The organism is Streptomyces sp. 11-1-2 (assembly GCF_003595545.1).
Lineage (GTDB): Bacteria > Actinomycetota > Actinomycetes > Streptomycetales > Streptomycetaceae > Streptomyces > Streptomyces hygroscopicus_B.
In genome coordinates this window covers 7,047,250-7,062,418 of sequence record NZ_CP022545.1, presented here as the reverse complement: position 1 = coordinate 7,062,418, position 15,169 = coordinate 7,047,250, and the positions used below count along the sequence as shown (strand labels likewise).

Sequence of the window (15,169 nt, the reverse complement as noted above, 5' to 3'; positions counted from 1 at the left end):
CGGATGGAAACCCACGCGTGACGGAGCACCCCACCTCCCACAACAGGCGGCAGGCGGCCACCTCTGCCGCCGCCCCGGGCGCGCCCGCGCCCGACGACGCGCACGGCGCGGTCCCGGACCCGCGGACCGCCGTGCGGCAGACGGCTGCGCCCGGCCAGGAGCCCGGCGGCGGCCGCCCGCGTCCTGCCGAGCCCCGTCCGGTCGGCGCCGGCCCCGCGGGCCCGTCGGCCCATGACGGACCCCCGGGCCCCGAAGGGGAGCCCGTGCCGCGCGCCAGAGAGCGCGGCGACGGCGCCGACCGGACGGGCCGCGGGCGCCGTGGCCGCGGCGGGAGCGGCGCCACCGGCACCGACAGCGCCGCTGGGCAGGGAGGCGCCGCCGCGGCGCGCGGCGGCGGAGGCAGGGAGCGCCGGAACACGGCGGAGAGCGAGCACCCGGCGCAGCCGGAGCACGGCACACCGGAGGGCGAGCCTGTGTGGGACGCGGATCGCAATGCCGCAAGAGGCGCGTCGGGCCGGCCCGGAGGGCCGAGCGGCGGCACCGGCCCCGATGAGCAGCCCCCGGCCGCCCAGAGCGGCGGCCGGGGCCGGGGAGCGGCGCGCCGGGGCACCGGCGCGGGCGAGCACCCGGAGCGGGCCGGCGAGACCACCCACGCGGCGGCCGCCGCCGCGGGCGAGGTCGCGTACAGCGCGCCGGAGGGCGGAGTGCCCACGGTGCCGCCCGCGGGCGGCACCGCCGCCGCCGAGGCCGCCACGCGGGACCGGGGCGGCGACCGGCTGAGGTTCGTGGGGGCCGCGACCCGGCGGATCGCCCGCGGCATCGACCTCGACGAGATCGTGCTGGGCCTGTGCCGGGCCACCGTGCCCACCTTCGCCGACGCGATCCTGGTGTATCTGCGCGATCCGCTGCCGGTCGGCGACGAGCGCCCGGTCGGCCCGGTGGTGCTGCGGCTGCGCCGCACCGACCGGATCCCGCTGGACCCGGACACCGACAGCGGCCGGCTGTCGCTGCTGCCCTCCCAGCCGGATCTGTCGCCCGCCGTGGGCGGCGGCCCGGCCGCCGAGCTGTGCGAGGTGGAGGCGGGCGGTCCGCTGGCCGAGGTGCTGCGCGGGGTACGGCCGGTGTTCGGCGACTCGCAGGCGGCCCGCGCCGCGCTGCCGGAGCTGCTCGGCGAGGGCCCCTCGGTGGCGACCGGTCAGCGCACCGTGCTGGCGCCGCTGCGCGGCCGCCGCCGGGTGATCGGCGCGGCCGTGTTCGTACGCCGCCCGGACCGGCCGCCGTTCGAACCGGACGATCTGCTGGTGGCCGCGCAGCTCGCCACCCACACCGCGCTCGGCGTCGACAAGGCGGTGCTGTACGGGCGCGAGGTGTACATCGCGGACGAGCTGCAGCGCACCATGCTGCCCGACTCGCTGCCGCAGCCCACCGGCGTCCGGCTGGCCAGCCGCTATCTGCCCGCGGCCGAGACCGCGCGGGTCGGCGGCGACTGGTACGACGCGATCCCGCTGCCGGGCAACCGGGTGGCGCTGGTGGTCGGCGATGTGATGGGCCATTCGATGACCTCCGCCGCGATCATGGGCCAGCTCCGCACCACCGCGCAGACCCTGGCCGGGCTCGATCTGCCGCCGCAGGAGGTGCTGCACCACCTCGACGAGCAGGCCCAGCGGCTGGGCACCGACCGTATGGCCACCTGCCTGTACGCGGTCTACGACCCGGTCGCGCACCGCATCGTGGTCGCCAACGCGGGCCATCCGCCGCCCATTCTGCTGCACCGGGGCGGCCGCGCCGAGGTGCTGCGGGTGCCGCCGGGGGCGCCGATCGGGGTCGGCGGGGTCGACTTCGAGGCGGTCGAGCTGGACGCCCCGGCCGGGGCCACCCTGATGCTCTACACCGACGGTCTTGTCGAATCGCGGATGCGCGATGTGTGGACCGGGATCGAGCAGTTGCGGGAGCGGCTGACCGCCACCGCCCGGCTCACCGGCCCCAACCCGCCGCCGCTTGAGCCGCTGTGCGACGAGGTGCTGGACATGCTCGGCCCCGGCGACCGCGACGACGACGTGGCGCTGCTCGCGGCCCGCTTCGAGGGCATCGCGCCCAGCGATGTGGCGTACTGGTTCCTGGACCCGAAGGCGCAGACCGCCGGGCAGGCGCGCCGGCTGGCCCGCCGGGCGCTGGCCCGCTGGGACCTGGACGATCTGACGGACGCGGTGGAGCTGCTGGTCAGCGAGGTGGTGACGAACGCGGTGCGCTACGCCGAGCGGCCGATCACGCTGCGGCTGCTCCGCACCGACGTGCTGCGCTGCGAGGTCGGCGACGATGTGCCGCAGCTCCCCCGGCTGCGCCAGGCCCGACCGTCCGACGAGGGCGGGCGGGGGCTGTATCTGGTGAACCGGATGGCGCGGCGCTGGGGCGCGACCCGGCTGTCCACGGGCAAGGTCGTCTGGTTCGAGCTCGCGATGCCGTGAGGCGCACGGTCGTGAGGCGTACGGTCCCGGGCCGCCCGGTGCGGGGCCGTACGGTTCAGGACCTCGCGCTGAGGTAGGCCACGACCATGTCGCCGAGCATCCGGCGGTAGTGGGCGCGGCGCTCCGGGTCCAGGGGGTCGCGGCCGAAGAGGGTGCCGAAGGTGTACTGGTTGGCCACCGGGAAGACGGCGAACGAGCTGATCATCATGTGCACGTCGACGGCGTCGGTGTCGGTGTCGTCGCGGAAGACGCCCTGCTCACGGCCGCGGGCGAGGATCCCGGAGATCAGGTCGATCACCGGGGTACCGGCCTTGGCCAGCGTCTCGGACTTGACCAGGTGCTCGGCCCGGTGGATGTTCTCGATCGACACCAGCCGGATGAAGTCGGCGTGTGCGGTGTGGTGGTCGAAGGTCAGCTCGGCCAGGTGCCGGATGGCCTCGGCGGGGTCCAGACCGGTGACGTCCACGGCCTGTTCGGCCTCGCGGATGCCGGTGTAGGCGCGCTCCAGGACCTTGATGTAGAGCTGCTCCTTGCCGCCGAAGTAGTAGTAGATCATCCGCTTGGTGGTGCGGGTGAGTGCGGCTATCTCGTCGACGCGGGCCCCGGCGTAGCCGCGCTCGGCGAATTCCCGGGTCGCGACGTCCAGGATCTCGGCCTGGGTGCGGACGGCGTCGCGGAGGCGGCTGTTCTTCGGCGGCTGATCGCTCATGCTGGGCCCACTCTACGTGCATGGGGTTCACAAGAAGGCGTCCTGGGGCTTTTACTGTCCCAGCTACTAACGAACCAGTTCGTACATTAGCCGGGAACGCAGGAGGTCACCCGTATGCGGGGCAGTGCACACCAGTCGCGGGAGTCACCGGAGGGGCGGCAGGGCCGGGAGTCCTGTCTGGTGGGGCTGATCGGATCCGGCGTGGGCCCCTCGCTCTCCCCCGCCCTGCACCAGCGCGAGGCCGACCGCCACGGGCTGCGGTATCTGTACCGCACGATCGACATCGATCCGCTGGGGCTCGGCCCGGACGGGGTCGGCGAGCTGGTGCGAGCGGCCGCCCGGCTGGGCTTCGACGGGCTGAACATCACCCACCCCTGCAAGCAGACGGTCATCGGGCATCTCGACGGGCTGTCGGAGGACGCCGCACTGCTCGGCGCGGTCAACACGGTGGTCTTCGGCGAGGACGGCCGGGCGATCGGCCACAACACCGACGGGTCCGGGTTCGCCCGCTCCTTCGCCCGCGGTCTGCCCGACGCGCCCACCGGCCAGATCGTGCTGCTCGGCGCGGGCGGGGCGGGCGCCGCCGTCGCCCATGCGCTGCTGACCGTCGGCGCCGACCGGCTGACGCTGGCCGACACCGATCCGGCGCGGGCCGCCGGGCTCGCCGGGACGCTGGCGACACGGTTCGGCGCCACCCGGGTCCGTACCGTGCCCGACGGCGGGCTCCCGGCGGCCGTCGAGGTCGCCGACGGGCTGGTGCACGCCACCCCCACCGGGATGGCCGCCCACCCCGGGCTGCCGCTGCCCGCCGGGCTGCTGCGGCCCGGGCTGTGGGTCGCCGAGGTGGTCTACCGCCCGCTGGTCACCCCGCTGCTGACCGCCGCCCGCGCGGCCGGCTGTCGCACCCTGGACGGCGGCGGCATGGCCGTCTTCCAGGCCGCCGACGCCTTCCGGCTCTTCACCGGCCGCGAACCCGACGCCGAGCGGATGCTCGCCGACCTCACCGACCTGCTCGAGCTCCCCGCCGGAGGCTGATCATGCGCAAGTCCATCGCCACCGTGTGCCTCAGCGGCACCCTCGAGGAAAAGCTCACCGCCATCGCCGCCGCCGGTTTCGACGGGGTCGAGATCTTCGAGAACGACCTGCTGGCCAGCCCCCTGTCCCCCGAACGGATCCGGGACCGCGCCGCCGAACTGGGCCTGGCCATCGACCTCTTCCAGCCCTTCCGCGACTTCGAGGCCGTCCCCGAGGACCTGCTGGGCCGCAATCTGCGCCGGGCCGAGAAGAAGTTCGCGGTCATGGAGCGGCTCGGGGCCGACCTGATGCTGGTGTGCTCCAGCGTCTCCCCCGCCGCCCTCGACGACGACGCCCTCGCCGCCGAACAGCTACGCCTCCTCGCCGAACGGGCCGCCGCCCACGGCATCCGCATCGCCTACGAGGCGCTGGCCTGGGGGCGGCATGTGAACACCTACGACCACGCCTGGCGGATTGTCCGGCAGGCCGGCCACCCCGCGCTCGGCACCTGCCTGGACAGCTTCCACATCCTCTCGCGCGGCTCGGACCCCAAGGGCATCGAGGAGATCCCCGGCGAGAAGATCTTCTTCCTCCAGCTCGCCGACGCCCCGCTGATGGCCATGGACATCCTCCAGTGGAGCCGCCACTACCGCTGCTTCCCCGGGCAGGGCGGCTTCGACGTGGCGGGGCTGCTGGAGCACGTCCTGCGGACCGGCTACGACGGGCCACTGTCCCTGGAGGTCTTCAACGACGTCTTCCGGCAGGGCGATACGGCCCGCACCGCCGTGGACGCGCTGCGCTCGCTGATCGCCCTGGAGGAGGCCGCGGGCCGCACCGATCTGCCCGCCCCCGTCGTCCCCACCGGCTTCGCCTTCGCCGAACTGGCCTCGGGGGGAGCCGAGTTGCCCGCCCTGCTGACCGGTCTCGGCTTCGCCCGCACCGGCCGCCACCACTCCAAACCCGTGGAGCTGTGGGAGCAGGGCGAAGCCCGGATCGTCCTCAACTCCGGCCTCGACGCCGCCACCGGACACCCCGAACCCGCGCTCGCCGCCATCGGCCTGGAGACCCCCGACCCGGCCGCGTCCGCGGGCCGGGCGCGGGCCCTGCTCTCCCCCGTCCTGCCGCGCCACCGGGCCGTGGCGGACGCCCCGCTGGACGCGGTCGCCGCACCCGACTCCACCGAGCTCTTCTTCTGCCGCACCGAGCACCCCGACCACCCGAGCTGGACCGGCGACTTCACCCCGCGCGCCCACGCGGCCTCCCCCGCCGGTATCACCCATATCGACCATGTGGCGCTCACCCAGCCCCGGCACCACTTCGACGAGGCGTCGCTGTTCTACCGCGCCGTCCTGGGGCTGCGGCCGCACGAATCCCTGGAGCTGGCCGATCCGTACGGGCTGCTGCGCAGCCGGGCCGTGTCCAACGCCGACGGCTCGGTGCGCCTCGCGCTCAACCTGGCCCAGGTCCGCCCGGGTTCGGGCCCTTCCGGCTCCCTGTGGCAGCACATCGCGCTGCACAGCCGGGACATCCTCGCCACCGCGCGCCGACTGCGGGAACTCGGCGCACCCCTGCTGCCCATCCCCGACAACTACTACGACGACCTCGAAGCGCGCCATGAGCTCGACCCCGGGCTCCATCGCACCCTGCGCGAGCTCGGCCTGCTCTACGACCAGGACGACAGCGGCACGTTCCTGCATCTGTACACGGCCACCGTCGGCCGGGTCTTCTTCGAGATCGTCCAGCGGATCGACGGCTACCAGGGCTACGGCGCGGCCAACGCCCCCGTGCGCCTGGCCGCCCAGCATGCCCGTACCGGCTTGAGCACCTGAGCACCTGAGCACCGCCAACCCCCCTTTCCCCGTCCCCGTAACGACCTCGCCGTCCCCCCGAGGAGCCGCCATGTCGTCAGCGTCGTCGACACCGTCACCATCCACCCGGCGCCCGTCCCACCCGGCCGACGCGCCACCCGATCTGCTCGATCTGCCCGATCCACCGCCGCTGCGCACGATGGTCGGCCCGGGGGTCGTCGCCGTCGGGATCGGCATGGCGGCGGGCGAGATCATCCTGTGGCCGTATCTGACCTCGATCGGCGGGCTCGGGCTGCTGTGGCTCGCGGTGGTGACCCTGGTCGTCCAGACGGTGATCAATCTGGAGATCGAGCGCTACACCCTGGCCACCGGACAGACCGTGGTCGCCGGTTTCTCCCGCTGGTCCAAGGCGTGGGGCATCCTGATCTGCCTGGCCGGCGCGTTCCAGTACGTCTGGCCGGGCTGGGCCACCTCCGGCTCGACGGTGCTCACGTATCTGACCGGCGGCGGCGATGTCACCTGGATCACCGTGGGCTCGCTGGTGGGCTTCGGAGTGGTGCTGACCGTCTCACCGGTGGTCTACCGCACGATCGAGAAGGTCGAAGTGGTCAAGGTGGCGCTGACGCTGTTCTTCCTCGCCGTCGTCGCGGTCGCCGTCATCGGCTGGCACACCTGGAGCACGGCGGGCGAGAAGACCGTCACCGGCGTCGGCCGGATCCCGGACGGCATCACCTTCACCATGATCCTCAGCGCGATCGGCGCCGCCGGGGCGGGCGGAGTGCACAACCTGGTGCTCAGCAACTGGATCCGGGACAAGGGCTACGGCATGGGCGCCCATGTCCCCAAGCTGGTCTCCCCCATCACCGGCCAGTCGGAGGCGTCGGGCGCCGACCGCTACGCCTTCCCGCAGGACGAGGCGAATCTGGCCCGCTGGCGGGTGTGGTGGCGCCGGGCCAACACCGAGCACATCGTGTCGTTCTTCGTGGTCTGCCTGGTGACGATCGGGCTGATGAGCATGCTCGCGTACGAAACCCTCTTCGGACGCGACGACGTGGAGAACAGCCCAACCTTCCTGCGGATCCAGGGCGATCTGCTGGGGCAGCAGGTGGGCGACTGGCTCAAGATCGTGTTCTTCGCGGTGGCCACGGTCTCGCTCTGGGCCGCCTCGATCGGTCTGCTCGACGTCATCGGACGGGTGGTCAGCGACTTCGCCAAGCGCAACTACCTGCGGGAGTCGGCCTTCTGGACCGAGGGACGGCTGTATTTCGCGGTCGTATGGGCCGAGGTGGGCATCGGCTCGGCGATCCTGCTGTCCGGGGTGAACCAGCCGATCGTGCTGCTCACCATCTCCACCTGCACCGCCTCCGTCGTCACCCTCGTCTACTCGGCGCTGCTGATCCGGCTCAACCGCCGCGATCTGCCGGCCGCGATACGGCTGCGGGGGTCGCGGCTGGGCATGATGCTGCTGGCCATCGGCTTCTACGGCTTCTTCGCCCTCGCCATGCTGAAGAGCCAGATCGAGGCGAACTTCTGACCCTCGGGGCCTTCCGGCCTTACGGCCATGCGGTCCGGTGCGGGCGTGCCGAGGGGCACGCCCGCACCGGGCCGTCACTGCTGGTCTCTGCGGAGGAAGCCGGCGCCGTCGTCGGCCGAGGACGACGTCGACGGGTCGGGTGCGCTCGGGGAGCCCGGGGCGGACGGCGACCCCGAGGACGTGGCGGAGGGCGACCCGCTGTCGGACGGGGAGGACGACGGGGACGACGAGGGCGACTCGCTATTGGACGGGGACGACGACGGGCTGGACGACGGCGACTCCGAGGTGTCACTCGAACTCGGCGGCGCGGGCGGCTTGACGGCCGCCCCCATGTCGGTGTCCAGGTCGAACTTCGAGGCCTTCTTACCGTTCAGCGCGGTCTGGGTGTACGCGGCCCAGATCCGGGCCGGGAAGTCACCGCCGTTGACGCGGCCACCGCCCGCGGTGCCCTTGAGCGAGACCTGCTTGCCGACGCCCTTCAGCTCGCCGAACATGCCGACCGAGGTGACCAGGTCGGGGGTGTAGCCGGAGAACCAGGCCGACTTGTTGTCGTCCGAGGTGCCGGTCTTGCCCGCGACCGCCTGGCCCTGCTGCCGCACCGCCTGACCGGTGCCGTCGTCGACCACCCCGGTGAGGACGGAGGTGACGGAGTCGGCGGCGCCCCGGCTGATCGCCTGGCCGTTGGTGGGATCGGGCAACTGGGGCCGCTCATCGCCCTTTTCGGCGGACTTCACGATCGCCGGCGTGACCTTCTTGCCGTGGTTGTCGAGGGTGGCGTAGACCCCGGCCATGTCCTTGGGACTGGCGCCCATCACGCCCAGCGACATCGCGGGGCGCACATCGAAGCCGCCCGCGTCCTTGCCCATGCCCAGGTCGATGGCGGTGCCCTTCACCTTGTCCAGGCCCACGTCCACCGCCATCTGAGCGAAGACGGAGTTGACGGAGTTGTTCATCGCCTTCTGGACGGAGATAGGCCCGTAGGACTTGTTGTCCTCATTCGGCGGGGCGAAGCCGGTGAGAGAGCCCTTGACGGGCCGTCTGCTGGTGCCGTCGTAGAGGGTGCTGGATGTGATCGGCGTGCCGTCCTGGGTGGCCGAGCCGTTCTCCAGGGCCGAGGCCAGGATGAGCGGCTTGAAGGTGGAGGCGGGCTGGTAGTCCTGGCGGGTGGCGTTGTTGGTCCAGTGCTCCGTGTAGCCCGCGCCGCCGTACATCGCCACGATGCCGCCGGACTTGGGGTCCACCGAGACCGCGCCCACCTGGGCGTCGCCGTCGACCTTGCGCTTCTTCGGGTCCAGCTTGGACGTCAGCTCGGTGCGGACCGCCTTCTCCAGCGCCTTCTGCTTCTTCTTGTCGATGTTGAGGGTGACCGTCCAGCCGCCGGCCGCGAACTCGTTCTCGTCCACCCCTGCCTTGAGCAGCTCGGCCTCGGCGGCCTTGATGAAGTAGCCGGCCTGGCCGTCGAGGCCCGGGATGGGGCGGGGCTCGATGGGCACGGGGAACTTCATGCCCTCGCGCTCGCTCTTCGGCAGCCAGTCCTTCTCGACCATGTTGTCCAGGACGTAGTTCCAGCGGGCCTTCACCAGCTTCTTGCCCTTGGGGCCGGCCGCCGCCCAGTCGTACTGGCTGGGCGCCTGGAGCACCGACGCGAGATAGGCGCCCTGCTCGACGCTGAGTTCCTCGACGTCCTTGTCGTAGTACGCGCGGGCGGCGGCCTGGATGCCGTAGGCGCCGCGGCCGTAGTAGCTGGTGTTGATGTAGCCCGCGAGGATGTAGTCCTTGGACTTCTGCTGGTCGACCTTGAGCGAGATCACCAGTTCCTTCAGCTTGCGGCTGACGGTCTGTTCCTGGCTCAGGTAGTAGTTCTTGACGTACTGCTGGGTGATGGTCGAACCACCCTGCTTGCCCCGGCCCAGCGCGGTGTTGATGAGACCGCGGGCGGTGCCGGTGAACGAGACGCCGGAGTCGCTGAAGAAGTCCTTGTTCTCGGCGGCGACAAAGGTGTGCTGCACCTTCTTGGGGATCTTGGACAGCGGTACGGACTCACGGTTGACGTCGCCCGTCTTCGCCATGATCGTGCCGTCGCTGTACTTGTAGATGTTCGCCTCCGCCTTGGCCGCGGCGTTGGCAGGCGGAACATCGACCCACAGATAGAGGACGAAGAACGCCCCGACGAGCAACGCGCAGAACCCCAGGACGTAGCCGAGCACCCATTTCCAGGTGAAGAAGCGGCGTATGCCCCCCGACTTCGCCGCCCGCTTGGCTCGGCGAGCGCCCTTCTGCCGCGCGCGTCGCTCTTCCGCTCTACCCATCGCTCCCGCCGCTCCAGTCCATAAGCCCCCCAGGTCAGCTCATGAAGCTAACACCGCAACAACCCTCAAATGCTCATCGATCTAGCTTTTTCCGAAGGTGACAAAAAGCACCCACTCCAAGGGAACTGACGGCTTACGGGCGCCAAGGGTTGCGAGGAGCACGTAATGTGCTATCACTTTGCTAGAACACAAGAAGGCACCCGCAGCACCGAACGGAAACGGGGATCCACCCATGTCCGACGCCACCTCCACCGAGGGCATCACCGACCAGGCCGACATACCGGCCCTTCCGGAGCCGCAGGTCCGGGAGCGGCCCGCGCACAACGTCAGCGGCGGGCTGGCCCTGCTCGGGGGCCTGGCCGGACTCGCGGGCGGCGTCGGCCTGATCTTCGCGGGGGCCGCCGTCGCCGCCGACCACAAGGGCGCCGGGTCCACCCTGCTGATCGTCTCCGGCATCGTGGTGATCATCGCCGCGATCCTCACCATGTGCGGCCTGAACACCATCGCGCCCGGTGAGGCCCGGGTGGTCCAGCTCTTCGGCCGCTACCGCGGCACCATCCGCACCGACGGGCTGCGCTGGGTGAACCCGCTCACCAGCCGCGAGAAGATCTCCACCCGGGTGCGCAACCACGAGACCGCGATCCTCAAGGTCAACGACGCCTACGGCAACCCGATCGAGCTCGCCGCGGTCGTCGTCTGGCGGGTCGAGGACACCGCCCAGGCGATGTTCGAGGTGGACGACTTCCTGGAGTTCGTCTCCACTCAGACCGAGGCCGCGGTGCGGCACATCGCCATCGAGTACCCGTACGACGCCCATGACGAGGGCGCCCTCTCGCTGCGCGGCAACGCCGAGGAGATCACCGAGAAGCTCGCCGTCGAACTGCACGCCCGGGTCGAGGCTGCCGGGGTCCGCATCATCGAATCGCGCTTCACCCACCTCGCGTACGCCCCGGAGATCGCCTCCGCGATGCTCCAGCGCCAGCAGGCGGGCGCGGTGGTGGCCGCCCGCCGGCAGATCGTGGACGGCGCGGTCGGCATGGTCGAGGCGGCGCTGGCCCGGATCACCGAGGAGGAGATCGTGACACTGGACGAGGAGCGCAAGGCCGCGATGGTCAGCAATCTGATGGTGGTGCTCTGCGGGGACCGCTCCCCGCAGCCCGTTCTGAACACGGGCACGCTGTACCAGTGACGGACGAGAGCGGGCCGAAGGGTCGACAGCCACGGCAGCGCAAGCAGATGCTGCTGCGGCTCGATCCGGCCATCCATGACGCCCTCGCGCGCTGGGCCAACGACGAGCTGCGCAGCGCCAACGCGCAGATCGAGTTCCTGCTGCGCAAGGCGCTCGCGGACGCGGGCCGGCTGCCCGGCGCGGTGCGCCCGATCCCGCGCCGGGGCCGCCCGCCGCGGCGGCCCGCCGAGGGCGCCGAGGGCGGGGGCCCCGCCGAGGGCCCTGAAGGCCCCGAGGGCCCCGGCCGCGCACCGAACCAGCCCTGATCCCGCTCGCACCTCCCTGACCTGCGGTAACACACTCTCCAGCACAGCTATACACTCCAGGTATACGCATGATGTAGAGTGCCGGACATGTCAATTGGCCACACCCTGCTCGGACTCCTCGAGGGCGGCCCGCGCCACGGCTACGACCTCAAGAGAGCCTTCGACGAACGATTTGGACACGACCGCCCGCTGCACTACGGGCAGGTCTACTCGACCATGTCCCGGCTGCTGAAGAACGGCCTGGTGGAGGTCGACGGCATCGAGCACGGCGGTGGCCCGGAGCGCAAGCGCTACGCCATCACCGACGCGGGCATCACCGATGTGGAGCACTGGCTCACCGAGCCCGAGAAGCCCGAGCCCTATCTCCAGTCGGTCCTCTACACCAAGGTCGTCATCGCCCTGCTCACCGGGCGCGACGCGGCCGATCTCCTCGACGTCCAACGCGCCGAACATCTTCGGCTGATGCGCGAACTGACCCAGCGCAAGCGCGAGGGCGACCTCAGCGACCAACTCATCTGCGACCACGCCCTCTTCCATCTCGAGGCCGATCTGCGCTGGCTGGAACTCACCGCCGCCCGCCTCGGCCAACTCGCCAAGGCGGTGCGTTCATGACCCCGGCAGGCTCCTTGCTGATCGCCACGTCCCTGAACAAGACGTACGGTCACACCCCCGCCCTGGACGGTGCGGACTTCTCCATCCACCCCGGCGAGGTCGTCGCCGTCATGGGCCCCTCCGGCTCGGGCAAGTCGACACTCCTCCACTGCCTGGCCGGGATCGTGCGGCCGGACTCCGGCACCGTCCACTACAACGGGCGCGAGCTGACCGCCATGTCGGACACCGAGCGCAGCGGTCTGCGCCGCGGCGAGTTCGGCTTCGTCTTCCAGTTCGGCCAGCTCGTCCCCGAGTTGACCTGTGTGGAGAACGTCGCCCTGCCGCTGCGGCTGAACGGCACCAAGCGCAAGGAGGCCGAGGCCCGCGCCGAGTCCTGGATGGAGCGGCTGGAGGTCGCGGACGTGGCCCACAAGCGGCCCGGAGAGGTCTCCGGCGGCCAGGGGCAGCGGGTCGCCGTCGCCCGGTCGCTGGTCACCGCGCCGCGGGTGCTGTTCGCGGACGAGCCGACCGGCGCACTGGACTCGCTCAACGGCGAGCGGGTCATGGAGCTGCTGACCGAGGCCGCCCGCGAGTCCCGTACCGCCGTGGTGCTGGTCACCCACGAGGCCCGGGTCGCCGCCTACTCCGACCGCGAGGTCGTGGTCCGTGACGGCAAGGCCCGGGACATGGCAGGGGTCCGATGAGCGGCCAGGACGCCCCGGCGCAGGAGCCCCGCGCCCGCGTCTCCGTCGCCCGCTGGGCCGCCGACCTCGCCATGGGCGCCCGGTTCGCGGTCACCGGCGGCCGGGAGAGCTGGGCCAGAACGATCATGACCGCGGTGGGCGTCGGCCTGGGAGTGGCGCTGCTGCTGGTGGCCTCCTCCGTCCCCACCGCGTACCAGCAGCGCAACGAGCGGGGTGACGCCCGCGCCACGCAAAGCTTCGCCAGCAAGGTGAAGGCCGGCCCCGATACGCTCCACCTCAGCGACGCGCAGACCACCTTTCGCGACCAGGACATCTCGGGCATCGTCATGGCCCCCGACGGCGACGGCTCGCCGCCCTCGCCCCCGGGCGTCGACCGGCTTCCGGCCGCCGGTGAGATGTGGGTGTCCCCGGCGCTGAAGAAGCTGCTCGACTCGGATGAGGGGAAGCTCCTCCGGGACCGCTTCCCGTACCGCACCGCCGGGGTGATCGGCGACAGCGGCCTGTCGGGCCCGAACGATCTCAGCTACTACGCGGGGATCTCCCCGAAGGCGTTCGACCACGTCAACTCCGACTACCACCTCGCCCAGTGGGGCATCCAGAAAAAGGACAAGGGCGAGCCCCTCAACCCCGCACTGCTGCTGCTGATCATCGTGGGCTGTGTGGTGCTGCTGCTGCCGGTGCTCATCTTCATCGCCACCGCCACCCGCTTCGGCGGTGAGCGGCGCGACCGGAGGCTGGCCGCGCTGCGGCTGGTCGGCGCCGACACCCATATGACCCGGCGGATCGCCGCGGGCGAGTCGCTCTTCGGCTCCCTCCTCGGGCTGGCCGTGGGCACCGGACTGTTCCTGCTGGTGCGCGTGTTCATCGAGGGGGTCGTGGTCTGGGACATCAGCTTCTTCGCCTTCGACATCGTGCCGACCGCCCCGCTCGCCCTGGCAATCGCGGTGGCCGTGCCCGCCTCGGCCGTCATGGTCACCCTCCTCGCCCTGCGCGGTATCGCCATCGAGCCGCTGGGCGTCGTACGGAACGCCAGGCCCAAGCGCCGCCGTCTGTGGTGGCGGCTGCTGCTGCCGCTCCTGGGCATAGCCCTGCTGGCGCCGCTCGCGGGCGGCTTCCAGGCGGGCAGCGGGAGCGACAGCACCAAGGCGTACCAGGCCGCGGCCGGCGCCGTGCTGCTGCTCGTCGGCGTCACCGCGCTGCTGCCCTGGGTCATCGAGGCCGTGGTGGAACGGTTCGGCGGCAAGGGCTCGGTGCCCTGGCAGCTCGCCACCCGCCGGCTCCAGCTCAGCAGCGGCACCGCTTCGCGCGCGGTCAGCGGCATCACGGTCGCCGTCGCCGGGGCCCTCGCGCTCCAGATGCTCTTCGCCAGCGTGCAGGCCCGCGACAGCCATTCGACCGGCCAGGATCCGCACCGCGCCGAGTTGATGGCGAACGTCCCGGTGTCCACCGGCGCCGAGGCCCGCGACGCCTTCGAGCGGTACCGCGCGACCAAGGGCGTGCGCGAGATGCTCGGTGTCACCGAGGGCTATGTCTCCGCCCTGCACCACAGCAAGAACGACCCGTCGACGGCCCCGGAGGAGTCCCTCACCGTCGCCGACTGCCCCTCGCTGCGCGAGGTCGCCCGCATCAGGAGCTGCAAGGACGGCGACACCTTCTTCATCGACGCGCCGCCCGACTACTACGAGGCCGGCGATAAGTTCGCCAAGCCGGGCGCCCAGGTCAATCTCGCCTACGACGACGAGGGCATGCCGGACCTGCGGCACAAGAAGCTGTGGACGATTCCCGCCTCGATCAAGGTGGTGAAGTCCCGGGTGGACCCGATCGGCAGTGAGCGCACCGGCGTCCTCGCCACCCCCGGCGCCTTCGACGTCGCCAAGCTGGCGAAACCACACGCGGTGGCCATGATGCGGACGGATCCGAAGGTGCCGGACGCCACCGAGTACGTACGCAACACCAGCGCGGCGCTCTCCCCGGCGATGGATGTCATGCGGCTGACCAGCACCGCGCAGTCGGATGAGTTCACGGTCATCCGCAAGGCCCTGTTCATCGGCGCCACCGCGACCCTGCTGCTCATCGGCGCCAGCATGATCGTGACCACCCTGGAGCAGTTGCGCGAGCGCAAGCGGCTGCTGTCGGTCCTGGTCGCCTTCGGCACCCGGCGCACCACGCTGAGCTGGTCGGTGCTGTGGCAGACCGCGGTCCCGGTGGTGCTGGGCCTGGCACTGTCGATCGCGGGCGGACTGGCACTGGGCACGCTGCTGCTGAAGATGGTCGGCCAGCCGCTGGCCGTGGACTGGTCCGGGCTCGGCGCCATGACCGGTATCGGCGGCGGCGTGATCCTGCTGGTGACCCTGGTCAGCCTGCCGCCGCTGTGGCGGATGATGCGGCCGGAGGGTCTGCGGACGGAGTAGACCCGGCCGCCCCACCCGGTGCCGGGGACCGTTCCCACCTGCGGGAACGGTCCCCGGCACCGGGTTTTCGGCGATTATGCCACCCGTATGGGTGATTCCCGGCAGACGGACGCACATCCACGTTCGGGCC

General features: G+C 71.5%; 11 protein-coding genes. 9 read left to right on the top strand and 2 right to left on the bottom strand.

Annotation, left to right across the window (positions count from 1 at the left end):
• Positions 1-17: 17 nt before the first annotated feature.
• Positions 18-2,465 carry a SpoIIE family protein phosphatase gene (locus CGL27_RS30360; RefSeq protein ID WP_119991310.1) on the top strand — a complete coding sequence of 816 codons (2,448 nt, stop codon included), beginning with the start codon at positions 18-20 and terminating at the stop codon, positions 2,463-2,465.
• A gap of 55 nt (positions 2,466-2,520) precedes the next feature.
• Here the strand turns inward: CGL27_RS30360 and CGL27_RS30355 are convergent, their stop codons facing one another.
• Positions 2,521-3,174 carry a TetR/AcrR family transcriptional regulator gene (locus tag CGL27_RS30355; RefSeq protein WP_119991309.1) on the bottom strand — a complete coding sequence of 218 codons (654 nt, stop codon included), beginning with the start codon at positions 3,172-3,174 and terminating at the stop codon, positions 2,521-2,523.
• Positions 3,175-3,288: 114 nt separating this feature from the next.
• Here CGL27_RS30355 and CGL27_RS30350 point away from each other — a divergent pair, with 114 nt between their 5' ends.
• From CGL27_RS30350 to CGL27_RS30340, 3 genes are all read left to right on the top strand, one after another.
• Complete coding sequence (locus CGL27_RS30350; protein ID WP_119991308.1) at positions 3,289-4,209, top strand: shikimate dehydrogenase; 921 nt, start codon at positions 3,289-3,291, stop codon at positions 4,207-4,209.
• A 2-nt stretch (positions 4,210-4,211) separates the two neighbouring features.
• Positions 4,212-6,017 (top strand): sugar phosphate isomerase/epimerase and 4-hydroxyphenylpyruvate domain-containing protein, encoded by a 1,806-nt coding sequence (locus CGL27_RS30345; protein ID WP_119991307.1) that lies wholly within the window; start codon positions 4,212-4,214, stop codon positions 6,015-6,017.
• Positions 6,018-6,087: 70 nt separating this feature from the next.
• Positions 6,088-7,530 (top strand): Nramp family divalent metal transporter, encoded by a 1,443-nt coding sequence (locus CGL27_RS30340; protein WP_119991306.1) that lies wholly within the window; start codon positions 6,088-6,090, stop codon positions 7,528-7,530.
• Positions 7,531-7,604: 74 nt separating this feature from the next.
• Here CGL27_RS30340 and CGL27_RS30335 read toward each other — a convergent pair whose 3' ends face one another.
• Entirely contained in the window at positions 7,605-9,839 is a 2,235-nt protein-coding gene (locus CGL27_RS30335; protein WP_119991305.1) for a transglycosylase domain-containing protein, read from the bottom strand.
• 232 nt (positions 9,840-10,071) lie between these two features.
• Here CGL27_RS30335 and CGL27_RS30330 point away from each other — a divergent pair, with 232 nt between their 5' ends.
• From CGL27_RS30330 to CGL27_RS30310, 5 genes are all read left to right on the top strand, one after another.
• Entirely contained in the window at positions 10,072-11,028 is a 957-nt protein-coding gene (locus CGL27_RS30330) for an SPFH domain-containing protein (RefSeq protein ID WP_119991304.1), read from the top strand.
• On the top strand, positions 11,025-11,333 hold the full coding sequence (locus CGL27_RS30325; RefSeq protein ID WP_119991303.1) for a hypothetical protein: 309 nt from the start codon (positions 11,025-11,027) through the stop codon (positions 11,331-11,333). Before CGL27_RS30330 ends, CGL27_RS30325 begins: the two co-directional genes overlap by 4 nt.
• A gap of 87 nt (positions 11,334-11,420) precedes the next feature.
• A complete protein-coding gene (locus CGL27_RS30320) occupies positions 11,421-11,945 on the top strand; it encodes a PadR family transcriptional regulator (protein WP_014054635.1) in 525 nt (174 codons plus the stop codon).
• Complete coding sequence (locus tag CGL27_RS30315) at positions 11,942-12,628, top strand: ABC transporter ATP-binding protein (RefSeq protein ID WP_078643279.1); 687 nt, start codon at positions 11,942-11,944, stop codon at positions 12,626-12,628. The genes CGL27_RS30320 and CGL27_RS30315 overlap by 4 nt, the downstream gene beginning before the upstream one ends.
• Complete coding sequence (locus CGL27_RS30310; protein ID WP_119991302.1) at positions 12,625-15,039, top strand: FtsX-like permease family protein; 2,415 nt, start codon at positions 12,625-12,627, stop codon at positions 15,037-15,039. Before CGL27_RS30315 ends, CGL27_RS30310 begins: the two co-directional genes overlap by 4 nt.
• The last annotated feature ends 130 nt before the right edge of the window (positions 15,040-15,169 follow it).